This window comes from Bacillus sp. SD127, from assembly GCF_058566445.1.
In genome coordinates this window covers 2,490,454-2,513,978 of the sequence record NZ_CP191226.1, presented here as the reverse complement: position 1 = coordinate 2,513,978, position 23,525 = coordinate 2,490,454, and the positions used below count along the sequence as shown (strand labels likewise).

Genomic DNA, 23,525 nt, shown 5'->3' with positions numbered 1-23,525 from the left:
TGTTTTCCCCATCACAGCAACATTCTTCTTTCTAATTAGAGAAAAATGCTTTATGATAAAGGAAGGTAAAATTTTGCCACAATGAAGGGGGTATATCATTTGGCAAAGCTCGAATGGTATTTTGAATATGAAATTCAAGTGAACCGCCCCGGACTGCTCGGGGATATTTCATCTCTTCTCGGGATGCTTTCTATTAACATCGTAACGATAAACGGCGTCGATCTTTCCAGAAGGGGAATGCTGCTCAGGTGCCGCCATATAGATCAAATTAAACGATTAGAATCAATCTTAAAAACGATGGAAACAATTAAAGTAACGAAGCTGAGAGAACCAAGGCTTCGCGACCGCCTCGCCGTGCGTCACGGCCGGTACATCCAGAGGGATGCCGATGATAAGAAAACATTCCGCTTTGAACGGGACGAGCTGGGCTTATTAGTCGATTTTATGGCCGAACTGTTCAAAAAAGAAGGCCATAAATTAATCGGGATCCGGGGAATGCCGCGCGTCGGGAAAACGGAGTCAATCGTAGCTTCCAGCGTATGCGCCAGCAAAAGGTGGCTGTTTGTGTCATCTACCTTGCTGAAACAGACAATCAGAAGCCAGCTGATTGCCGATGAATACAGCACTGAAAATGTCTTTATCATTGACGGTATTGTATCGACAAGAAGAGGATCAGAACGCCATCTGCAGCTGGTGAGGGAAATCATGAGGCTGCCTGCTACAAAAGTGGTGGAGCATCCGGACATATTCGTTCAAAATACAGAGTATACACTAGATGACTTTGATTATATTATTGAACTGAGAAATGATCCTGATGAGGTTATTACATATGAACATGCTGAAGAACCCCAAATGTTTGATCAATCCGGGTTTTCAAGCTTTGATTTTTAAAATTGGAAGGTGTTTGTTGTGACTGAACTAGGAATCCGGCTGAAAGAAGCCAGAGAGGAAAAAGCAATGTCATTGGATGATCTCCAAGCGGCAACTAAGATTCAAAAAAGGTATTTAACCGCCTTGGAGGAAGGAAATTATGACATTATTCCGGGTAAGTTTTATGTCCGGGCTTTCATCAAGCAATATGCGGAAGCCGTCGGGCTTGATGCTGACCAATTGTTTGAGGAGCATAAAAAAGATATCCCGAATACGTATCATGACGATGTGTCTGAAAAAATCTCCGGCATGAATCTCCAGAAGGAAATGCCGAAGCCTGCTTCTAAGGCGCTGGAATTGCTGCCTACAATACTTGTGATTCTCGGCGTGATTGTCGTGATCGCCATTGTTTACGCTATAATTCAGTTTGCGAATCATAAAAACGATGATAATAGCAATGCGGCATCAGAAAAATCAATCGCGAAAAGTGAAAGCAAGTATGAGATCCCTAAAGATTCAACGCTGAAAGAGAATCAAACCAACAGCTCTGAAAAAGAGACAGACACGAAAAAAGAAACGAAAGACAAAGAAGATAAAAAAGAAGACAGTGACAATTTAGAGGTGAAAGCAACTGGCACTGAAGGATCTGTAACAACTTATGAAGTGTCCGGCGCTGATAAAATCGTGCTTGAGCTGAAGGCTTCAGACAACTCTTGGATTCGAGTGCGCGATGAAAACAGCAGCTCTCTTAAAGAGGGTACACTGAAAAAAGACGAAACGTATAAAAAAGACATAACTGATCAGAAACAAGTTGAAATCCGCACAGGATATGCACCTAACCTGAAAATAAAAATCAACGGTGAGGTTCTTTCATATAAACTTGATCCTAAAGAAGTGATGGCACAAACAATAAAGATTGTAAATAAAAAGGAAGAAAAGTCATCTTAATCACCAGATGACTTTTCTTCACGTCCGAGTATGAAACTGGAGGGGCTTTATGTTTAACTTACCGAATAAAATCACACTAGCAAGAATTGCATTAATCCCAATCTTCATGATTATCATGCTGGCGCCGTTTGACTGGGGCAGGCTCGAATTTGGAGACGAATCCATTCCGGTCACACACTTGGCGGGCGCTATCTTGTTTATTATTGCATCGACGACAGATTGGATAGATGGTTATTATGCCCGCAAACTGAACCTTGTTACAAACTTTGGGAAATTTCTCGATCCGCTTGCGGACAAACTTCTCGTATCAGCAGCGTTAATTATCCTTGTTCAATTTGATCTTGCTCCAGCTTGGATGGTCATTGTGATTATCAGCCGGGAGTTTGCCGTAACAGGTTTAAGGCTTGTATTAGCCGGAACGGGAGAAGTAGTAGCTGCGAATATGCTTGGTAAAATTAAAACCTGGGCACAAATCATTGCAGTATCTGCATTGCTTCTTCACAATCTTCCATTTGAGCTTGTGTCATTTCCGTTCGCTGACCTGGCGTTATGGGTAGCCGTATTCTTTACCGTTGTATCAGGTTGGGACTATTTCGCTAAAAACTGGGAAGCGCTAAAAACATCTAACTAAGAAAGAAGGACATACATGATGGAATTTCCAAAAAAAGCAGAGATTATTGCAGTCGGTTCAGAGCTCTTACTCGGTCAGATTGCTAATACAAATGCTCAATTTATCAGCAAACAGCTGGCAGAAATCGGAGTAAACGTATTTTACCATACAGCAGTCGGTGATAATCCGGAGCGGCTGAAGCAGGTCATCCGCATTGCTGAAGAGCGCTCTGATTTTATTATTTTTTCAGGAGGGCTCGGACCGACAAAAGATGATTTAACAAAAGAAACAATAGCAAATGTGCTGGGACGTCCGCTCGTTTTAAATGATGAGGCGTTTCAATCCATTGAGGATTATTTCAAACGAACAAAACGCACGATGTCACCTAATAACCGAAAACAGGCGCTTGTCATCGAAGGATCTGACGTACTGGCGAATCACTTTGGAATGGCGCCGGGAATGCTTACAGAGCATGATTCGCGCTTTTATATGCTTCTTCCCGGGCCGCCAAGCGAATTGCGTCCGATGTTTGAAAATGAGGCAAAACCGCTTCTTCTTAAAAAGATGGGCTCCAATGAAAAAATTGTATCAACTGTTCTTCGCTTTTTCGGTATCGGCGAATCTCAGCTTGAAGCTGATTTAGAAGATATCATTGATGCACAGACGAACCCGACGATCGCTCCGTTGGCAGCGGACGGAGAGGTGACGCTTCGCCTGACAGCAAAACATGCCGATGAAAAAGAAACAGAGCGTTTGTTAAAAGAAACAGAAGCCGTTATTTTAGAACGTGTCGGTGAATTTTTCTATGGCTACGACGATACATCGCTTGTGAAAGAGCTATCTAAAGCATGCAAGGAAAAAGGCATCACGCTTTCTGCCGCAGAAAGCTTTACCGGCGGGCTGTTTTCCGAATGGCTGACAGACCTTAGCGGCGCTTCAGCATTGTTTTCCGGCGGCGTTGTTTGCTATTCAAACGAAGTGAAGCAAAATGTCCTCGGCGTCAAAAAGGAAACATTGGACCGTTTCGGCGCAGTCAGCGAGGAATGCGCATCTGAGCTTGCAAAGGGTGTTCAGCAGCTCACTGGAAGCGATATTGGCATTAGCTTTACCGGTGTTGCCGGCCCTGATACTCAAGAAGGCCATGCACCTGGACATGTGTTTATCGGTATTTTTGCAAACGGAAAAGAAGAGGTTCACGAGTTTCACTTTGCAGGCTCCAGAACAGGAATCAGAAAACGTGCTGCTAAATATGGCTGCCATTTAATTTTAAAACTGTTAGAGCAAAAATAATGTTTTCAGCACACTATCCTCCTCAAAAAACATGATTTCTCTGACTCATTATGATATTTTGGTAGAAATCAGGCCAAGAAAAAATCCGAATATGCGTTCGCTTTTTTCTTGGCAAATCCCTTCAAACAGGGTATAGTATATGTAGTGGTAACATAAAGGAGGAAAAAATAGAATGAGTGATCGTCAGGCAGCCTTAGATATGGCTCTTAAACAAATAGAAAAGCAGTTCGGCAAAGGTTCCATTATGAAACTGGGAGAAAAGACAGATACAAGAATTTCTACTGTTCCAAGCGGCTCCCTCGCTCTTGATACGGCATTGGGAATAGGCGGGTATCCCCGCGGACGGATTATTGAAGTATACGGTCCTGAAAGCTCAGGTAAAACAACTGTGGCGCTTCATGCAATTGCTGAGGTTCAGCAGCAGGGAGGACAAGCTGCGTTTATCGATGCGGAGCACGCGCTAGACCCGGTATACGCACAAAAACTCGGTGTCAATATCGAAGAGCTTTTACTGTCTCAGCCTGACACAGGCGAGCAGGCGCTTGAAATTGCAGAAGCGTTGGTTCGAAGCGGTGCAGTTGACATCGTTGTTGTCGACTCTGTAGCGGCGCTCGTTCCGAAAGCAGAAATTGAAGGCGACATGGGAGATTCACATGTCGGTTTGCAGGCACGTTTAATGTCTCAAGCGCTTCGTAAGCTTTCAGGGGCTATCAACAAATCGAAAACAATTGCGATTTTCATTAACCAAATTCGTGAAAAAGTCGGCGTTATGTTCGGAAACCCGGAAACGACTCCCGGCGGTCGTGCGCTGAAATTCTACTCTTCCGTTCGTCTTGAAGTACGCCGTGCTGAACAGCTGAAACAAGGCAACGACGTTATGGGGAATAAAACGAGAATTAAAGTCGTGAAAAACAAGGTGGCTCCTCCGTTCCGTACAGCTGAGGTTGATATTATGTATGGAGAAGGTATCTCAAAAGAAGGCGAAATCATTGATCTCGGAACTGAACTTGATATCGTGCAAAAAAGCGGTTCATGGTACTCTTATGAAGAAGAGCGTCTTGGCCAAGGCCGTGAAAATGCCAAACAATTCTTAAAAGAAAATAAAGATATCATGCTGATGATTCAGGAGCAAATTCGTGAACATTACGGCTTAGATAATAACGGAGTAGTACAGCAACAGGCGGAAGAGACACAGGAAGAACTTGAATTTGAAGAATAAAAATAAAATGAATTTGAAATGATAAAAAAGGCAGAGTGAAAACTCTGCCTTTTTTTCTTTTATATTTTCTGCAAAATAAAGATAAATAAATTGGTTTTTTTGACAACTTTTATAGTACTTCATACGTCTAACAAAACGTGTGTATTTGAAATTAGATTGGGAGGATAAAATGAATGACAAGCCCCACTCGCAGAAGAACTGCGACGCGCAGACGGAGAAAACTAAATAAAAGAGGTAAACTTTTGTTTGGTATGTTGGCCGCAATCATTTGTTTCACGATTTGGAATGCCATTCATCGAGAGGATGAAGAAGCCGAACCATCTCAAGAAGCTGCGGCGGTTTCTGATACCGGTCAGAAGCAAGCTGATCAGAAGAAAAACAAAGCCAAAAAAACAGAGGAACAAATAAAAGCAGTGGACCGCAATCAAAAAATCAGCAGTTATTTAAAAGAGATCGGCTTCAGCGGGACAGCCATGATCGTCAGAAATGGAGAAGTCGTAATCAATAAAGGTTTTGGTTACGCGGACCGCGAGCATCATATAAAAAACAATCCTGCGACATCCTTTTATGTCGGATCGTCACAAAAAGCGCTGATAGCAACCGCTATTTTGCAGCTTGAGGAAAAGGGAAAGCTCCAGACAAGTGATCCGGTCAGCACGTATTTATCCCATTTTCCCAACGGAAAGAATATTACATTAAAGAATCTGCTTACTCATACATCGGGGATAAACGGACATGTTGAAGGGAATGGCGAGATCACTCCGGATGACTTAATAAAAGACATAGAGCAGCAAGGAATCAAACGCCAGCCTGGAATATGGGACTATCAGGATTCTAACTATACAGTTCTCGCTTATATTGTTGCTGAAGTGAGCGGTGAGTCTTATGAACAATACATAACCAATCATATCTTTAAGCCTGCAGGGATGACGCATTCGGGTTTTTACAAGACATACGATAAGCAGCCTTATCCAGCTGTCGGCTACAAGCTGAAAGGCAGCAGGGCCGTCACACCGTATATGCCTGATTTATCTCAGCTTTATGGAGCAGGCGATATATATATGAGTGCTGCCGATATGTACAAATTTGACAAAGCACTGATAGACGGCAAGCTCTATTCGCAAGAAAGCTATGAAAAAATGTTCACGCCAGGGAGCAGTTCCACATACGGGATGGGATTTTATGTTGCTCCCGGAAGCTATTCAAACCACGGAGTCATGCCGGGCTTCAACGTATTGAACAGCTTCAGCAAATCCGGACAAACCGTTGTTGTTTTGTTGTCAAACATTCAAAATAACGCTAAACTTGGACAAGTGAACAATAAAATATACCAGCTTCTAAATCAGGAGTAATTTACGATCTGTTTTTTCAAAAGATTGGCGGATTCACGTTCGGCACGATAAATAGGGGCGGCTCGGCAAACGTTAAGCTGGCAAGCTTGACAAGTATTTCCGACACAATTACAATGAAGTTGTAACATTTGTTTTTTTAACATGATTGTTAAACCATTTAAACTTGACAAGGGCGATGAAACTTTCATTCCCTGTGAAGGTTCTGTATGTTGAGAAAACTAGACAATGTACATGCCGACACTTATTTTGAGCAACAACCAAGTTCATAGCAAGAGGAGGTGAAAGTATGACCCCAATTATGATGGTTCTCATCTCCATTTTGCTGATTCTACTCGGTTTAGTTGTTGGCTACTATGTTCGTAAAACCATTGCCGAAGCGAAAATTGCAGGCGCACGCGGTGCAGCCGAGCAAATTCTTGAAGATGCAAAGCGTGATGCTGAAGCACTGAAAAAAGAAGCTCTGCTTGAAGCAAAGGATGAAATCCACAAACTTCGAATAGATGCTGAACAAGAAGTTCGTGAAAGACGAAATGAGCTTCAAAAACAAGAAAACCGTTTACTCCAAAAGGAGGAAAACCTTGATCGCAAACATGAGGGAATTGATAAACGGGAAGCGATGTTGGAGAAGAAAGATCATTCTCTGAATGAACGACAACAACATATTGAAGAGATGGAAAGCAAAGTGGATGAGATGATTCGTATGCAGCAGTCAGAGTTGGAACGAATTTCGAGTCTGACTCGTGACGAAGCGAAACAAATCATTCTTGACCGGGTTGAAAACGAGCTTTCACATGACATCGCCATCATGACAAAAGAAACTGAGAACCGTGCGAAAGAAGAGGCGGATAAAAAAGCGAAAAACATTCTTTCACTCGCCTTACAGCGCTGCGCAGCGGATCACGTTGCCGAAACAACGGTATCAGTTGTCAATCTTCCAAATGATGAGATGAAAGGACGTATCATCGGCCGGGAAGGGCGTAACATTCGTACGCTTGAAACGCTGACAGGTATTGACCTGATTATCGATGATACCCCTGAAGCTGTCATTCTGTCCGGATTTGATCCGATCAGACGTGAGACAGCAAGGATTGCTCTTGATAAACTCGTTCAAGATGGCCGTATTCATCCGGCACGGATTGAAGAAATGGTTGAAAAATCTCGCCGCGAGGTCGATGACTACATTCGTGAGATGGGTGAGCAAACGACATTTGAGGTTGGCGTTCACGGCCTCCACCCAGATCTGATCAAGATTCTCGGCCGCTTAAAGTTCCGTACAAGCTACGGTCAAAATGTGCTTAAGCATTCCATGGAAGTCGCATTCTTGGCTGGGCTGATGGCATCGGAGCTTGGAGAAGATGCAAAGCTTGCTAAACGGGCGGGACTACTTCATGACATCGGAAAAGCGATTGACCATGAAGTAGAAGGAAGCCACGTTGAAATCGGAGTCGAGCTTGCGACTAAATATAAAGAGCACCCAGTCGTAATTAACAGTATTGCATCACACCATGGGGACGAAGAGCCGACTTCCATTATCGCTGTGCTGGTAGCTGCAGCAGATGCGCTTTCCGCTGCAAGACCTGGCGCAAGAAGTGAGACGCTCGAGAACTACATTCGAAGACTTGAAAAGCTCGAAGAAATTTCTGAGTCCTACGAAGGTGTTGAAAAATCATTTGCGATTCAGGCTGGACGTGAAGTGCGTATTATGGTGAAGCCGGATTCAATAAATGATCTTGAAGCTCATCGCCTGGCGCGAGATATCCGAAAACGAATTGAGGACGAGCTCGATTATCCAGGTCATATTAAAGTGACAGTCATTAGAGAAACTCGAGCCGTAGAGTATGCAAAATAAAGTGATGCGCTAAGCATCACTTTATTTTTTTGACGGCTGAGGAATAGAAAGGATTTACAAAATGAGAATTTTATTTATCGGAGATGTTGTCGGGTCACCGGGCCGCGACATGGTAAAAGAGTATGTGCCAAAGCTGAAAACAAAATACAAGCCGCATTTTACCATTATAAATGGCGAAAATGCCGCACATGGAAAAGGCTTAACAGAAAAAATCTATCACAGTTTAATACAGTCTGGCGCAGATGCGATCACGATGGGAAACCATACATGGGACAAAAAGGAAATTTTTGATTTTATCGACGATGTCCCGAACTTAGTCCGTCCCGCAAACTTTCCGGAAGGAACACCGGGAAAAGGGATCACATATGTGAAAGCAAACGGTAAAGAACTAGCTGTTATCAACTTACAAGGCCGTACGTTTTTACCGCCGCTCGATGATCCGTTTTTAAAAGCGGATGAATTAATTGCCGAAGCTGCTAAAAGAACACCGTACATTTTTATCGACTTCCATGCGGAAGCGACAAGTGAAAAGCTTGCACTCGGCTGGTACACGGATGGACGGGCATCTGCTGTAGTAGGAACTCACACTCACGTGCAAACAGCGGATAACCGCATTTTGCCGAAGGGCACGGCATATATTACTGATGTAGGAATGACCGGCCCATATGACGGTATACTGGGGATGGACAGAGAAACGATTATCAAACGTTTCAAAACAAACCTTCCTGTGCGCTTTACTGTCGCTGAAGGAAAAACAACCCTGAGCGGAGTCGTCATCGATATAGACGATCAAACGAAAAAAGCCGTTAAAATCGAACGTATTTTAATCAATGATGATCACATGTTCTTTGAATAATTGATCACATGGTTATTTTATAAAAATATTAAAAAGAAAAGCAGGAATATAGCAACTCCTTAGTGAATATAGTAAAAATGGAAGGTAGCCCGCTATTTTTGAAAAGCATTGTGGGGATGGCTTTTTGGATAGCAACATCTAATAATGATTGTTCTAATGAACACTCACTTATCCATTGTAAAACTAAGGGGGAGCAGAAATGGAAATCTTAAAAGTTTCAGCAAAATCGAGTCCAAATTCAGTGGCAGGTGCGCTTGCAGGTGTGTTAAGAGAGCGCGGAGCCGCCGAGATTCAAGCAATTGGAGCGGGTGCTTTGAACCAAGCTGTAAAAGCTGTGGCAATCGCCAGAGGATTTGTGGCGCCAAGCGGGGTTGATTTGATTTGTATTCCGGCTTTTACTGATATTCAGATCGATGGTGAAGAAAGAACAGCGATTAAATTAATCGTGGAGCCTCGCTAAGAAAATTAAAGTATTCACAACCTGTTTGCATATGCAAGCAGGTTGTTTTTCATTTATTGTGATATTTTCTCTCAATAGTATTTTTATAATATAAATGAACCATATGTCATGTGTAAAAACGATTCTGGCTTTTTATAAAAAAATTTAGCCCATTTTTCAAGACGGATACTTTTGTCTTTTCTAGGAGGACACAGCTGTTTACGATGATTCCAGATCATGGTACAATCCGGTTATAACAAGACTTTTAAAGGAGGATTGTACATGCAGAGTGGAAAGATGAAAGCTGTAATGAAAAAACACGGTGCTTTCGGCGCTGTGCTGGCTGAAGTTCCCATTCCTGAAATCGATAAGCATGAAGTTCTTATAAAAGTTAAGGCAGCTTCCATTTGCGGCACGGATGTGCATATTTACAATTGGGACCAATGGGCACGGCAGAGAATAAAAACTCCTTGTGTCTTCGGCCATGAGTTCAGTGGTATTGTTGAGGCTGTAGGCGAGAATGTCAGCAGTGTAAAAATTGGGGAGTATGTTTCTGCGGAAACACACATTGTATGCGGCACATGCGTCCCTTGTTTAACAGGAAAGCCTCATGTATGTAAAAATACGGCCATTATCGGAGTGGACACGGCAGGCTGTTTTGCGGAGTATGTCAAAGTGCCGGCCGAAAACGTTTGGAAGAATCCCGCGGATATGGACCCGGCGATTGCTTCCATTCAAGAGCCTTTAGGAAATGCCGTTCATACAGTTCTTGAGAGTCAGAACGCCGGAGGAACGACTGCTATTATCGGATGCGGGCCGATCGGACTTATGGCGGTAGCGGTCGCAAAAGCAGCAGGTGCAGCGCAGGTGGTCGCCATTGACAAAAATGAGTACAGATTAGCTCTCGCCAAACAAATGGGAGCCACAAGCACGGTCTCCGTCGAAAAAGAAGATCCGCTCAAAATTGTAAGCGCTTTAACGGGCGGGGAAGGAGCTGATCTCGTTTGTGAGATGTCGGGTCACCCTTCAGCTATCGCGCAAGGCCTAGCAATGGCTGCAAATGGCGGGAGATTTCATATTCTCAGCCTGCCGGAACATCCGGTTACCATCGACTTGACGAATAAAGTCGTGTTTAAAGGCCTTACCATCCAAGGGATCACAGGGAGAAAGATGTTTACGACATGGCGGCAGGTTTCACAATTGCTTAGAACAAACACACTGGATCTTTCACCTATTGTTACCCATCAGTTTCCATTAGAAGAGTTTGAGAAAGGGTTTGAACTGATGAGAAGCGGACAGTGCGGAAAGGTTATTTTAATTCCATAAAAGGGGGATCAACATGACAAAAGAATTTGAGTTCCTAAAAGCAGAGCTTGAAAGAATGAAAGAAAACCACACATGGCAAGACGTTAAACAGGTAGAATCAATGCAGGGCCCTTCTGTTACAGTGAATCATAAAAAAGTTATTCAGCTTTCTTCTAATAATTACCTCGGATTTACTTCACATCCAAGACTCATCAAAGCTGCACAGGAAGCTGCTCAGCAATTTGGAGCCGGAACCGGTTCAGTCCGGACAATCGCCGGAACGTTTACAATGCACCAAGAATTGGAGAAAAAACTGGCAGCCTTTAAAAAAACAGAGGCGGCACTAGTCTTCCAATCAGGCTTTACAACAAACCAAGGTGTACTTTCCAGCATTCTTTCAAAAGACGATATTGTCATTTCTGATGAATTGAACCATGCCTCTATCATTGATGGAATCAGATTGACTAAGGCGGATAAAAAGGTTTATCAGCATGTAGATATGAGTGATTTAGAGAAGGTGCTGAGAAAATCAATGAATTACCGCATGCGCTTGATTGTCACTGACGGCGTATTTTCAATGGATGGAAATATTGCTCCTCTGCCTGACATTGTGGAGCTCGCTGAGAAATATGACGCTTTTGTGATGGTTGATGACGCCCACGCATCCGGAGTGCTTGGCGAAGACGGCAGAGGGACGGTAAATCATTTCGGTCTTGACGGAAGGGTTCATATTCAAGTCGGAACGTTAAGCAAGGCAATCGGAGTTTTAGGGGGATACGCTGCCGGTTCAAAGGTGTTAATCGACTATTTGCGTCATAAAGGCCGTCCATTTTTATTTAGCACGTCACATCCTCCGGCTGTAACTGCAGCTTGTATGGAAGCAATTGATGTCTTGCTGGAAGAGCCGGAGCATATGGAGCGTCTGTGGGAGAATACACATTATTTTAAATCAATGCTTGTCCAAATGGGTTTTACTCTCACACAGAGCGAGACGCCGATTTTGCCTATTTTAATAGGTGATGAGGGGGCAGCGAAGCAATTTTCTGATCAGCTTCTGTCACAAGGTGTTTTTGCCCAAAGCATCGTTTTCCCGACTGTTGCAAAAGGAAAAGCCAGAATACGCACAATTATTACAGCTGAGCACACCAAAGAAGAACTGGATCAGGCGCTTGATGCCATTGAAAAGACAGCAAAGGAGCTTCAGCTATTGTAAGGAGAAGGGAACACTCTTCTCCCTTTCATTCCTTATTGATTATTATTCTCAATGAGTGTACAATGATAGGTTGCCAGTTGTGCAGAGCTTCAATAACCTTTATACTGGAGGGTGGAAGTTTGGTTTGAAAGGAGAAATATCATATGAATGAAAAGCAAAAATTAGAGAGCGGACAAGTTAATCCATCGGACAAAAAATCCGAGAAGGATTACAGCAAGTACTTTGAAGCTGTCTACATTCCGCCTTCTTTAAAAGATGCGAAAAAACGCGGCAAAGAAGCCGTTACTTATCATAATGACTTTAAAATTTCTGAAGAATTCAAAGGCATGGGTGAAGGAAGAAAATTCTATATCCGGACGTACGGCTGCCAAATGAACGAACATGATACAGAAGTAATGGCAGGGATCTTTATGGCTCTTGGCTATGAAGCGACAAACTCTGTTGACGATGCCAATGTCATTCTGTTAAATACATGTGCGATCCGTGAAAATGCGGAAAACAAGGTATTCGGTGAGCTTGGACACTTAAAAGCACTCAAAAAAAATAACCCGGATCTTATCTTAGGCGTTTGCGGCTGTATGTCACAAGAGGAATCAGTCGTTAACAGGATTTTGAAAAAACATCCGTTTGTCGATATGATTTTCGGTACGCATAATATCCATCGTCTGCCGGAGCTTTTGTCTGAAGCATACCTTTCAAAAGAAATGGTCATAGAAGTTTGGTCCAAGGAAGGCGATGTCATTGAAAACCTTCCGAAAGTCCGCAACGGAAAAATTAAGGGTTGGGTCAACATCATGTACGGCTGTGACAAGTTCTGTACGTATTGCATCGTCCCGTATACACGCGGAAAAGAAAGAAGCCGCCGTCCGGAAGAGATCATTCAGGAAGTAAGAAGACTTGCAAGCGAAGGCTATAAGGAAATTACACTTTTAGGCCAAAACGTAAACGCGTACGGAAAAGACTTTGAAGATATGAACTACGGCCTTGGTGATTTGATGGATGAGCTGCGCAAAATCGATATCCCGAGAATCCGTTTCACAACGAGTCATCCGCGTGACTTTGATGATCACCTCATTGAAGTGCTTGCAAAAGGCGGCAATCTGCTCGATCATATTCATCTGCCGGTCCAATCAGGAAGCTCAGAGGTCTTGAAACTGATGGCACGCAAATATGACAGAGAGCGTTACATGGAGCTCGTCAGAAAAATCAAAGCGGCTATGCCAAACGCTTCTTTAACAACTGACATTATCGTCGGCTTCCCTAACGAAACGGACGAACAGTTTGAAGAAACGCTGTCATTATACCGTGAAGTGGAGTTTGACAGCGCCTATACGTTCATTTACTCTCCGCGTGAAGGCACACCTGCAGCAAAAATGAAAGATAACGTTCCGATGAGAGTGAAAAAAGAACGCCTGCAGCGTCTGAACGCATTGGTTAATGAAATTTCTGCGAAAAAAATGAAGGAATATGAAGGCAAGGTTGTCGAAGTATTAGTTGAGGGCGAAAGCAAAAACAACCCTGAGGTTCTTGCCGGCTACACTGAAAAAAGCAAGCTTGTGAATTTCAAAGGACCAAAGGAAGCGATCGGCAAAATCGTTCGCGTGAAAATCCAGCAAGCGAAAACGTGGTCGCTTGACGGAGAAATGGCAGGAGAAGCAATCGAGGTGAAATAAGATGACGCTCTACTCTAAAAAAGACATTGTGCAGCAAGCACGAAACCTTGCAAAAATGATCTCTGAAACAGAAGAGGTTGATTTTTTCAAACGGGCTGAAGCGCAAATTAATGAGAACGCAAAAGTGTCTGTAATCATTAATCAGATTAAAGCCCTGCAAAAACAAGCTGTTAATCTGAAGCATTACCAAAAACTCGAAGCGCTCAAACAAGTAGAAGAAAAAATTGATGCGCTGCAAGAGGAGCTTGAAGACATTCCTGTCATCCAGGAATTCAGAGATTCTCAGGTTGAGGTGAATGACCTTCTGCAGCTCGTGGCGACCACCATTTCCAACCAGGTCACAAATGAAATCATTACATCAACCGGAGGCGACCTTCTAAAAGGAGAAACCGGTTCGAAGATGAAACATTCAAATAACAGCTGTTCTCTTTAAACGCGGTGCCTTTTCAGGCCCGTGTTTTTTTATGTTAAACTATCAACAGAACTAAATGAACTATGTACTAAATATTCAATATGTTTGGCCGCCTTTAGCCAAATAAACTTTATCGCACTTATGAGTAAAGTTTCTAGGCACCCCTGCATACAATGGAACAGAAACTTTGTATTTTTATATTTTATTTATAAAAATGCACACTAGACAAATGCCCAGCATAAGATAACACGAAGAAGAACAAGGAGGCATGCCGGAATGTCTGAATACAGGGAAATTATCACGAAGGCGGTAGTAGCGAAAGGCAGAAAATTTACACAGTGCACCAATACCATCTCCCCTGAGAAAAAACCGAGCAGCATTTTGGGCGGTTGGATTATCAATCACAAGTATGACGCAGAAAAAATCGGAAAAACCGTAGAAATTGAAGGGTATTATGATATAAACGTATGGTACTCTTACGCAGACAATACAAAAACAGAGGTTGTCACAGAACGAGTGAAGTACGTCGATGTGATTAAACTCAGATACAGAGATAACAATTACTTAGACGATGAGCATGAAGTGATTGCAAAAGTGCTGCAGCAGCCAAACTGCCTTGAAGTCACCATATCTCCAAATGGCAATAAAATTGTTGTGCAAGCGGAGAGGGAATTTTTGGCGGAAGTGGTAGGGGAAACAAAGGTTGTTGTAGAAGTGAATTCTGATTGGGAAGAGGATGACGAAGAGGATTGGGAAGACGAACTTGATGAAGAGCTGGAGGACATCAATCCTGAATTTTTAGTTGGAGATCCTGAAGAATAAAAAAGAGACTAGGGGAGTCGGTACCCCAAGTCTCTTTTTTATATAGACATATCATCCTTTTAACACTTTCTGTTTATGTTATAATGAAGGCTGGCAAATAGAAACGTTGATACATAGTGAGGGATTAAACAATGGCTACTTATACGCCTATGATACAGCAATATTTAAAAATAAAGGCAGAGCATCAGGATGCCTTTTTATTTTTTCGTCTCGGTGATTTTTACGAAATGTTTTTTGAGGACGCTAAAAAAGCGTCACAAGAGCTGGAAATTACGTTAACAAGCAGAGACGGAGGCGCCGCTGAAAAAATACCGATGTGCGGTGTTCCGTATCATTCTGCTTCGGCTTATATCGAGCAGCTTATTAAAAAAGGATACAAGGTGGCCATATGCGAACAAACGGAGGATCCAAAGGCTGCAAAGGGCGTCGTCAAACGTGAAGTCGTTCAGCTGATTACCCCTGGAACTGTAATGGACGGAAAAGGCATCCATGAATCAGAAAACAACTTTATTGCATCAGTTTCGGCCTGCTCAAACGGATACGGGCTGGCACTGTCCGATTTAACAACGGGTGAAAATTTGGCTGTTTTAATTGAACGGCTGGAAGACGTCATATCAGAAATTTATTCAGTCGGCGCGCGGGAAATTGTCGTAGCGGAAAGCCTTGATGAAAAGACGGTTGCTCAGCTGAAGGAGCGGTGCGGCGCTACCATTTCGATTGAAGATGGGGAAACGGATGAGCACGTTCAGATTATTGAGCATTTGCAGAATCCGGACGTAACGAAAACTTTTCTCCGTTTATATACGTATCTGAAAAGGACTCAGAAACGGAGCTTAGATCATCTTCAGCCTGTACAAGTGTATGAGCTTGAAGAAGCCATGAAAATCGACTTATACTCGAAGCGGAATTTAGAGCTGACTGAAACGATCCGTTCAAAAAATAAAAAAGGCTCCCTGTTATGGCTGCTTGATGAAACAAAAACTGCGATGGGAGGGCGGCTGCTGAAACAGTGGATTGACCGTCCGCTTATCAGAGTGAATCAAATTGAAGAGCGTCAAGAAATGGTGGAAACATTAATGTCCCATTTCTTTGAACGGGAAGATCTGCGTGAGCGTTTAAAGGAAGTCTATGATTTAGAACGCCTCGCAGGCCGTGTCGCATTCGGAAATGTCAATGCACGGGATCTCATTCAGCTGAAGGAATCATTAAAGCAAGTGCCCGGCATTAAACAGCTTGTTGCTTCACTGGCTCATAAGAAAGCGAAGGAACGGGCGGAGCGGATTGACCCGTGCGGTGATGTTCTAGAATTACTGGAAGGAGCCCTGTACGAAAACCCTCCGATATCAGTAAAAGAAGGAAACCTGATCAAAGACGGGTACAATCAAAAGCTCGATGAATACCGCGATGCTAGCAGAAACGGGAAAGACTGGATTGCCCGCCTTGAACAGCAGGAACGTGAATATACAGGCATTCGGTCATTAAAAGTCGGCTTCAATAAAGTATTTGGCTATTATATTGAAGTAACAAAGGCGAATTTGCACCTTCTTGAAGAAGGGCGCTATGAGCGGAAGCAGACGCTAACAAATGCAGAACGCTACATTACACCTGAATTAAAAGAAAAAGAAGCGCTCATTTTGGAAGCGGAAAATAACATCTGCGAGCTGGAATACGAGCTGTTCACCGAGCTGCGTGAGAAAGTGAAATTGTATATTCCGCGTTTGCAGCAGCTCGCCAAACAGATGAGTGAGCTCGATGCGCTGCAATGCTTTGCGACAATCAGTGAAAATCGTCATTACACGAAACCTGAATTTTCTAAAGATGAAGTTGAGGTCATAGAGGGCAGACACCCGGTTGTTGAAAAAGTAATGGACAGCCAGGAATACGTGCCTAACAACTGTGTGATGGGCGATAACAGACAGATGCTGCTCATTACCGGTCCGAACATGTCGGGGAAAAGCACATACATGAGACAAATCGCGCTCATCTCCATTATGGCGCAAATTGGCTGCTTTGTGCCCGCGAAAAAAGCTATGCTTCCGATTTTTGATCAAATTTTCACCCGAATCGGCGCGGCGGATGATTTGATTTCCGGACAAAGTACATTTATGGTGGAAATGCTTGAAGCCAAAAATGCGATTGTAAATGCAACCAAAAACAGCCTCATTTTGTTTGATGAAATCGGGCGGGGAACGTCCACATATGACGGCATGGCCCTTGCGCAAGCGATTATTGAATATGTTCATGACCATATCGGCGCCAAGACGCTGTTTAGTACGCACTATCATGAGCTGACGGTTCTTGAAGAAAAGCTTCCGCAGCTGAAAAACGTCCATGTTCGTGCTGAGGAATATAATGGAACGGTTGTCTTTCTTCATCAAATTAAAGAAGGGGCAGCTGACAAAAGCTACGGTATCCATGTCGCCCAGCTGGCTGAGCTGCCGGAAGATCTGATTTCGCGCGCTCAAGACATTCTAAAAGAACTTGAGCATTCAGGGAACAAACCGGAAGTGCCAGTGCAGAAACCTGAGGTAAAAGAAGAGCCGGCACAGCTGTCCTTCTTTGACGAATCGGATAAACCGGCTGCATCACCAAAGCTTTCTAAAAAAGAAAAGCAAGTACTTGATGTCTTTAAATCTCTGAATATACTTGATATGACACCGCTGGAAGCGATGAATGAAATGTACAAGCTGCAAAAGAAATTACATTAAAACGGGGTGATGAATGTGGCAAAAGTCATCCAGCTGTCAGATGAACTTTCAAATAAAATTGCGGCGGGCGAGGTTGTGGAACGGCCCGCCTCAGTCGTGAAGGAATTGGTGGAAAATGCCATCGACGCTGACAGCACAGTCATTGAAATCGACATTGAGGAAGCGGGTCTTGCATCCATTCGTGTTCTGGATAATGGAGAAGGAATGGAAAATGAAGATTGCAAGCGTGCCTTCCGCCGCCACGCAACAAGTAAAATAAAAGATGAGAATGATTTATTCAGAGTGAGAACACTTGGCTTTAGGGGAGAGGCACTGCCGAGTATTGCGTCTGTCTCCCATCTGGAGATTACGACAAGCACGGGAGAAGGAGCGGGAACGAAGCTCATGCTTCAAGGGGGAAACATCATTTCTGAATTGCGTTCCTCCAGCAGGAAGGGAACCGAAATTGTCGTTTCCAATCTGTTTTTTAATACACCGGCCCGCTTGAAATATATGAAAACCGTTCATACAGAGCTTGGGAATATTACGGATGTGGTCAACCGGATTGCGCTGGCACATCCGGAGGTATCGATCCGCCTTCGCCATCATGGAAAAAATCTTCTCCAAACGAATGGAAATGGAGATGTGCGCCATGTCCTTGCCGCGATTTACGGTACGGCTGTCGCTAAAAAAATGCTGCCGCTTCATGTCAGCTCACTGGATTTTGAAGTGAAGGGATATATCGCTCTGCCAGAGATTACACGGGCATCGAGAAATTACATGTCGTCTGTCATCAATGGCCGTTATATTAAAAATTTCCCGCTCGTCAAGGCGGTGCACGAAGGATATCACACACTTTTGCCAATCGGACGCCATCCGATCACATTTATAGAAATCACCATGGACCCGATTTTAGTCGATGTCAACGTGCACCCTTCGAAGCTTGAGGTACGGCTCAGCAAGGAAACAGAGCTGCACGACTTAATTCGTGACGGCATAAAAGATGTATTTAAACAGCAGCAGCTGATACCGAGCGCACAGCTTCCGAAAAAGTCAGCACCTGTGATCAAAAATGAGCAGCAGTTCATGACCTTTGATGAAAAACCTGCTGAAAGAAAAGTGCCGGAAAAAGCGCTTATGCCTTCGTATTCACCAATGAAGCTCAGTTCAGTTGTCAAAGAACCAGTTGAGATAGAAGACGAATTGCCTTCAGAGCAGCTTGAAACTCATTCTGTGGCTGAAACAAAACAAGATATTGCAGAGCCTGCTGTTTCAGAGGAATTGCCTGAAGCATTCGAACAGGAGCCCGCTCAGGAACTTCAGCAGACATCATCTGAACGTGTGCCGATCATGTACCCGATCGGCCAGATGCATGGGACCTATATATTGGCGCAAAACGAAAACGGCTTATATATTATCGACCAGCATGCCGCCCAAGAGCGTATTAAATACGAATATTTTCGTGAAAAGGTCGGGGAGGTTGAGCCTGAGGTGCAGGACATGATTGTGCCGCTGACGTTCCATTATTCCACGAACGAGGCACTCATTATCGAACAGCATCTACAAGAGCTCGAAAGCGTAGGTGTCTTTTTAGAGTCTTTCGGCTCGAACAGTTACATCGTCCGCTGCCACCCGGCTTGGTTTCCAAAAGGAGAAGAAGCCGAGCTGATAGAAGAAATCATTCAGCAGGTGCTCGATTCGAAAAACATTGATATCAAAAAACTGCGCGAGGAAGCGGCGATTATGATGAGCTGCAAAGGTTCAATCAAAGCAAACCGCCACCTCAGAAACGACGAGATCAAAGCGCTTCTGGACGATCTCCGAAGCACATCAGACCCATTTACATGCCCGCACGGCCGTCCGATTATGATTCATCATTCCACGTATGAGATGGAAAAGATGTTCAAACGGGTGATGTAGCGGGGTTTGGCGAAGTGGAATATACCCTTTGCCCATATTTTTTCTATGCATTTTTCAAGCATTGAGATATTCTTCGAATTGATCAATGCTTTTTTTATTGTGTTATGTAAATAACATCAGCAGCCATATTAACTGTAGTATGGCCAAAGTCGTATTTAAGGTCTTCACCACTTTCTAACAGCATGATTGCATGAGTATGCTTTAGACCATGTGAGTAACATGATGCAAAATGAAACAATTATTGTTACGTGTAATAAAACAAATCGGTTGTCTTCTAGGTGGGATCGTGGTGGTTTTATTCTTTGCAATTGCAGTTCTGCCGGGGATAGGGGATGACAGCATGCAAAGGCATCGATTTATTTGCGAGAATAGGGGGCATTGCGCTTGCTGCCGAGTGGGTTGGTATTGAAACAGTCGCATTCTGTGAGCGTGAACCCATCTGCCAGAAGGTACTGAATAAAAACTTCTCTGGTGTTCCCATCTTTGACGATGTATGCACCTTGAATAGACAGCTTTTAGAGGAAAAAGGAATGATTGAGTCAGGTGAAACAATTGACATTATTTTAGGAGGATTCCCTTGCCAGCCTTACAGTATTGCCGGGAAGCGAAGAGGCACGGAAGGTGACCGCGACCTCTGGCCGGAAATGTTTAGGATTATCAAAGAACTTAGACCCACTTGGGTTGTTGGTGAAAACGTTGCTAACTTCGCAAATATGGAGCTCGACCTCACGCTATTTGACTTGGAAAGCGCAGGTTACAAAGGGCAATCGTTTATTATACCGGCTTGCGCCGTCGATGGAGGAAGAAAGGCGAGCGAAAAAGCACAATATGTCAGATTGGGAAATACAGTCTCAAGCCTGGAGGGGATAAGAGTCGGTTGGCAGCTGAACCCGAAGTGGGTAGAGTGGCTCATGGTGTTCCCAACCGGGTGGACAGAATTAAAGGATTAGGCAACGCGATTGTGCCTCAGCAGATTTACCCGATATTCAAAGTGATTATGGATCAGGAGGCGGCATCATGTTCGAATACAGCTGCCCTGAATGTGATTACAGTGAATTAGATATAAATATCAGCCCGTGCCTGCTTTTAAAATGAAAAAAGCAACCAAAAATAGATTGCCTTTCCAGAAGTTAATCAGTTGTAAACATTACCAGCGAAATTCACTGGGTAACTGCCAAGGTTGGTAACCCTAACATAGTATTTATCTGTAACTTTTATATTGGAGCTGGTAAAGGATAAAGTTGGCCAAGTGCGTCCATCACTTGCTTTAACTTCACCATAATAACTGACTTGAGACACCGTATTACCGGTAGATGCATTTATTAATTCGTACTTAAGATACGCAGCTGCGTTGGCTCTTTCAGATTCTTGCCACCCTTTATAATTTGTTCCAGTGTTATTTGATAGGGTAAATACTTGTGAGTCTTTGTAATCCTTGTTTGAACCATTAGCTTCTAGTCTGCCACCAACATATACAACACTTGCAGATATCGATGCTTTCCCATTTGTGTTGAAAATAGAGTCAGTTTGAAATTTATTAGAGATGGGTAAGACCCCTCCTTTACTATCTAAACTTGTAGCACTAGCAATTGAGCCAGATCCTAAAATAGCTGAAGTTAATAAGGTGGTTGTTACTAACTTTTTAAAATTCATTATCACCACTCCTTTAGTTTTTTGATACACCTAAAGAATTCGTCCTAGGTTAAAAATAAACCTGTATATAAATGTTAATTATTTGTGAACAATATGGGGGGGAGGGTGCTCAGAATATTGTTTTTGCTGATGGGATGCGGATTCTGGATATATTTCCAACACGATTACAGGCCGGACATGAAAGCTAACCTTGCTTTGATCGGTAATCATTTCAATCACGGCTGCGGCTTACTTTAAAGATATTGATAAGTATATAGAGAAGAGGGAAGACAAATGAACCCTATTTAAATAGGGTTTTTCTTAAAAACACTAAAGAAAATCCATAATTTGTCGATTCCAAAAAGAGATTATTAAGAAAAGGAGGAGGAAATGTTATGGATGTTGTTGGTTTGCTTAAGAGCATCGGGATACCAGGCTATGTAGCTGCTGCAGGTATCTTAGTTTACGGGTTAGTTGTAACATTTAGGCCAATAACTACTTTAACAGCCAATATTTTTGAAAAGAAGCTTTTTTCTAAAGAGAAATTGTTTACTGTAATGATTTGGCGTCACTTTTGGCAGACAGTATTTTGGACAGCAGCTTTTCTTTCTATACTAAGTTTGACCAATTTACCAGAATGGACAGTTAATTTCAATTCATCTACGACCGTTGGTACAATAACTGCTACGATTGGAGAAATATTATTCGTAATCATATTGTTTATCAAAGAATTTGAGGACAAGGAATGTGGATTTTCGAATTTTTTCAAACCATATTGGAGAAGGTGTAGCATAGTTATTATTTTTGTAACATGTTTAATCTTGTTCTATGTTGCACTTGATGGTTTTATAATCGGAAGTAGCAAAGACGAGAACCAGCTAACTAAACTAATTTATATCCTGGGTATTCCCTTTGTTTTTTCTTTACCAGTTCCATTTTTAATGAGGCCTGTATCCAGATTAGTTGAATGGTCAAAAGATAAATATATTGTGATAGAGAGATCCGAACAAGAACGTCCACAAAATCCTTCAACAAGTGATGAGAGTGATGAGTGTTGGTATGTTTTACATGCTATCAGCAAGGAACTTATTTTGTTAGGGAATAAACCAAATCCTAAATTATGCACGGAAACAAAGATAATAAAATTAGATGAACTATGTGATAAAAAAATGTTTATAAAAGACAAAGCTTAATATAGTCCAAGACGAAAAGCCTGCGGACACTGATCACTGTACAGAGAAATCTGTGCTTTGGTTGGTGTCCGTTTTTTATTTGAACGGAGGGATGGAAGGAGAGGAAGAAAAACTCAATAAAAACGCGCAGGAGCGCTCAGAATTTTTTTAGCGGCAAATGATGGGTCAAGATAGGCAAACATTGAAAAGAGGCAAAGGCGGGGCTTTAAGACGTAAATAAACGGGAGGGTAAAAATATGAATCAATTAACATTAAATATTCCTCAGATTGACGAAGAAGCGACTAAATTAAAAGCTGAGAAGCTGCTGGATCAATATCGGTTATATCTCTTACAGGTGCCAGATGATTTTTTGCCAAAGGTTACACCTACTTACAGCACTGTTCCGCCAAGTATCACGAATGAGTTTCATTCCTCAACAGAAGAGGCAGCATTAAAGCGTCTTGATTGGGAGATTCAGCGTGACAAATTCTTAAAAAGGATTCAAAGGGCTGTTAACCGGCTTTCTCAAAGAGAACGGCAGATCATTGTCATGCTCTATATGCAATCGGAAGAAATGTATGATTATGAAGTATATGCAGAAATGGGAATGAGCCAGCGCAGCTATTATCGTGTACAGGCAAAAGCTCTCTATAGGCTGGCGTTTGCTCTAAGGGAAGAAGTCTACAAGAAAGGGGCAGCTTCTTAATGAATTTTGTTCAGCCTATACATGATCCGGAATGCATCTTTTACATCAAGAGGTTTTTAAAAGAGCAAAACATGAGGAATTATATGCTATTTGTGACCGGTATCAATTCAGGGCTCCGCATATCGGATATTCTGTAGCTGAGAGTAAGAGACGCCAAACGTCCTTATTTCAATCTCATAGAGAAGAAAACGAAAAAGAAAAAGAGAATCGACATGACGCCAGCTCTTCAAAGAGAATTTAAGGCCTATGTCGAAGGGAAAGAGGATCATGAGTTTCTCTTTAAAAGCCGAGAAGGAATCAACAAACCGATATCCGGTCAATGGCTTACAAGATTCTCAGGGGTGCTGCTGAGTATGTTGGTTTAAATGACATCGGCACGCATACATTGAGGAAAACATTTGGCTATCACTTTTACAAACAAACGAAGGACGTTGCTATGCTGCAAAGATATTTAATCACTCAGACCAACGGACAACCCTTAGGTACATCGGAATCAATCAAGACGCCAAGAACAACGCTATGAAGAAATTTAAAATATAACCAGGCTCA

Annotated in this window: 21 protein-coding genes and 3 pseudogenes; 23 read left to right on the top strand and 1 reads right to left on the bottom strand. The window is 42.8% G+C overall.

Annotation, left to right across the window (positions count from 1 at the left end):
• The first annotated feature begins 99 nt into the window (after window positions 1-99).
• The 18 genes from ACQVGS_RS13085 to ACQVGS_RS13000 all read left to right on the top strand — a co-directional run bounded on the left by ACQVGS_RS13085 (window position 100) and on the right by ACQVGS_RS13000 (window position 20,525).
• Window positions 100-891, top strand: coding sequence for a DUF3388 domain-containing protein (locus tag ACQVGS_RS13085; RefSeq protein WP_024121452.1), 792 nt, complete (start codon window positions 100-102; stop codon window positions 889-891).
• 18 nt (window positions 892-909) lie between these two features.
• Window positions 910-1,818: a cell shape determination protein RodZ gene (gene rodZ, locus ACQVGS_RS13080; protein ID WP_411910719.1), complete on the top strand. Its 909-nt coding sequence runs from the start codon at window positions 910-912 to the stop codon at window positions 1,816-1,818.
• A gap of 49 nt (window positions 1,819-1,867) precedes the next feature.
• Window positions 1,868-2,449, top strand: a complete 582-nt coding sequence (pgsA, locus tag ACQVGS_RS13075) for a CDP-diacylglycerol--glycerol-3-phosphate 3-phosphatidyltransferase (protein ID WP_010334305.1) — start codon at window positions 1,868-1,870, stop codon at window positions 2,447-2,449.
• Window positions 2,450-2,467: 18 nt separating this feature from the next.
• Complete coding sequence (locus ACQVGS_RS13070) at window positions 2,468-3,718, top strand: competence/damage-inducible protein A (protein WP_101861306.1); 1,251 nt, start codon at window positions 2,468-2,470, stop codon at window positions 3,716-3,718.
• Between the two features lie 172 nt (window positions 3,719-3,890).
• A complete protein-coding gene (gene recA, locus ACQVGS_RS13065; protein ID WP_010334307.1) occupies window positions 3,891-4,937 on the top strand; it encodes a recombinase RecA in 1,047 nt (348 codons plus the stop codon).
• Between the two features lie 173 nt (window positions 4,938-5,110).
• Complete coding sequence (locus tag ACQVGS_RS13060; RefSeq protein WP_127695202.1) at window positions 5,111-6,289, top strand: serine hydrolase domain-containing protein; 1,179 nt, start codon at window positions 5,111-5,113, stop codon at window positions 6,287-6,289.
• 286 nt (window positions 6,290-6,575) lie between these two features.
• Window positions 6,576-8,138, top strand: a complete 1,563-nt coding sequence (rny, locus tag ACQVGS_RS13055; protein ID WP_010334309.1) for a ribonuclease Y — start codon at window positions 6,576-6,578, stop codon at window positions 8,136-8,138.
• Window positions 8,139-8,199: 61 nt separating this feature from the next.
• Complete coding sequence (gene ymdB / locus ACQVGS_RS13050) at window positions 8,200-8,994, top strand: 2',3'-cyclic-nucleotide 2'-phosphodiesterase (protein WP_003245138.1); 795 nt, start codon at window positions 8,200-8,202, stop codon at window positions 8,992-8,994.
• A gap of 199 nt (window positions 8,995-9,193) precedes the next feature.
• Window positions 9,194-9,454, top strand: coding sequence for a stage V sporulation protein SpoVS (spoVS, locus tag ACQVGS_RS13045; RefSeq protein WP_003154135.1), 261 nt, complete (start codon window positions 9,194-9,196; stop codon window positions 9,452-9,454).
• Window positions 9,455-9,715: 261 nt separating this feature from the next.
• Complete coding sequence (gene tdh / locus ACQVGS_RS13040) at window positions 9,716-10,759, top strand: L-threonine 3-dehydrogenase (protein WP_103671424.1); 1,044 nt, start codon at window positions 9,716-9,718, stop codon at window positions 10,757-10,759.
• Window positions 10,760-10,772: 13 nt separating this feature from the next.
• A complete protein-coding gene (locus ACQVGS_RS13035) occupies window positions 10,773-11,951 on the top strand; it encodes a glycine C-acetyltransferase (RefSeq protein WP_024121458.1) in 1,179 nt (392 codons plus the stop codon).
• Between the two features lie 143 nt (window positions 11,952-12,094).
• Complete coding sequence (gene miaB / locus ACQVGS_RS13030; protein WP_024121459.1) at window positions 12,095-13,624, top strand: tRNA (N6-isopentenyl adenosine(37)-C2)-methylthiotransferase MiaB; 1,530 nt, start codon at window positions 12,095-12,097, stop codon at window positions 13,622-13,624.
• A 1-nt stretch (window position 13,625) separates the two neighbouring features.
• Window positions 13,626-14,057, top strand: a complete 432-nt coding sequence (gene ricA, locus ACQVGS_RS13025) for a regulatory iron-sulfur-containing complex subunit RicA (protein ID WP_024121460.1) — start codon at window positions 13,626-13,628, stop codon at window positions 14,055-14,057.
• Between the two features lie 255 nt (window positions 14,058-14,312).
• Window positions 14,313-14,858, top strand: coding sequence for an outer spore coat protein CotE (gene cotE, locus ACQVGS_RS13020; RefSeq protein ID WP_024121461.1), 546 nt, complete (start codon window positions 14,313-14,315; stop codon window positions 14,856-14,858).
• 131 nt (window positions 14,859-14,989) lie between these two features.
• Complete coding sequence (gene mutS / locus ACQVGS_RS13015) at window positions 14,990-17,566, top strand: DNA mismatch repair protein MutS (RefSeq protein WP_151175027.1); 2,577 nt, start codon at window positions 14,990-14,992, stop codon at window positions 17,564-17,566.
• A 15-nt stretch (window positions 17,567-17,581) separates the two neighbouring features.
• Window positions 17,582-19,465, top strand: a complete 1,884-nt coding sequence (mutL, locus tag ACQVGS_RS13010) for a DNA mismatch repair endonuclease MutL (RefSeq protein WP_151175028.1) — start codon at window positions 17,582-17,584, stop codon at window positions 19,463-19,465.
• A 332-nt stretch (window positions 19,466-19,797) separates the two neighbouring features.
• Window positions 19,798-20,415 carry a DNA cytosine methyltransferase gene (locus ACQVGS_RS13005; protein ID WP_491830290.1) on the top strand — a complete coding sequence of 206 codons (618 nt, stop codon included), beginning with the start codon at window positions 19,798-19,800 and terminating at the stop codon, window positions 20,413-20,415.
• The gene (locus tag ACQVGS_RS13000) at window positions 20,394-20,525 is read left to right on the top strand and encodes a hypothetical protein (protein WP_491830289.1); all 132 of its coding nucleotides are present in this window, start codon (window positions 20,394-20,396) and stop codon (window positions 20,523-20,525) included. The genes ACQVGS_RS13005 and ACQVGS_RS13000 overlap by 22 nt, the downstream gene beginning before the upstream one ends.
• Window positions 20,526-20,599: 74 nt before the next feature.
• Here the strand turns inward: ACQVGS_RS13000 and ACQVGS_RS12995 are convergent, their stop codons facing one another.
• Window positions 20,600-21,118 (bottom strand): hypothetical protein, encoded by a 519-nt coding sequence (locus ACQVGS_RS12995; RefSeq protein WP_151175029.1) that lies wholly within the window; start codon window positions 21,116-21,118, stop codon window positions 20,600-20,602.
• Between the two features lie 93 nt (window positions 21,119-21,211).
• On the opposite strand from ACQVGS_RS12995, the pseudogene ACQVGS_RS12990 reads away from it, so the two are divergent.
• The 5 genes and pseudogenes from ACQVGS_RS12990 (at window position 21,212) to ACQVGS_RS12970 (ending at window position 23,516) form a co-directional block, all read left to right on the top strand.
• Window positions 21,212-21,395, top strand: a pseudogene (locus ACQVGS_RS12990) (hypothetical protein).
• Between the two features lie 97 nt (window positions 21,396-21,492).
• Window positions 21,493-22,290 carry a hypothetical protein gene (locus ACQVGS_RS12985; protein ID WP_151175030.1) on the top strand — a complete coding sequence of 266 codons (798 nt, stop codon included), beginning with the start codon at window positions 21,493-21,495 and terminating at the stop codon, window positions 22,288-22,290.
• Window positions 22,291-22,381: 91 nt separating this feature from the next.
• Window positions 22,382-22,510: pseudogene (locus ACQVGS_RS12980) on the top strand (hypothetical protein).
• A gap of 16 nt (window positions 22,511-22,526) precedes the next feature.
• Window positions 22,527-22,976, top strand: a complete 450-nt coding sequence (locus tag ACQVGS_RS12975; protein ID WP_151175031.1) for an ArpU family phage packaging/lysis transcriptional regulator — start codon at window positions 22,527-22,529, stop codon at window positions 22,974-22,976.
• A pseudogene (locus ACQVGS_RS12970) lies at window positions 22,976-23,516 on the top strand (tyrosine-type recombinase/integrase). The gene ACQVGS_RS12975 and the pseudogene ACQVGS_RS12970 overlap by 1 nt, the downstream one beginning before the upstream one ends.
• The last annotated feature ends 9 nt before the right edge of the window (window positions 23,517-23,525 follow it).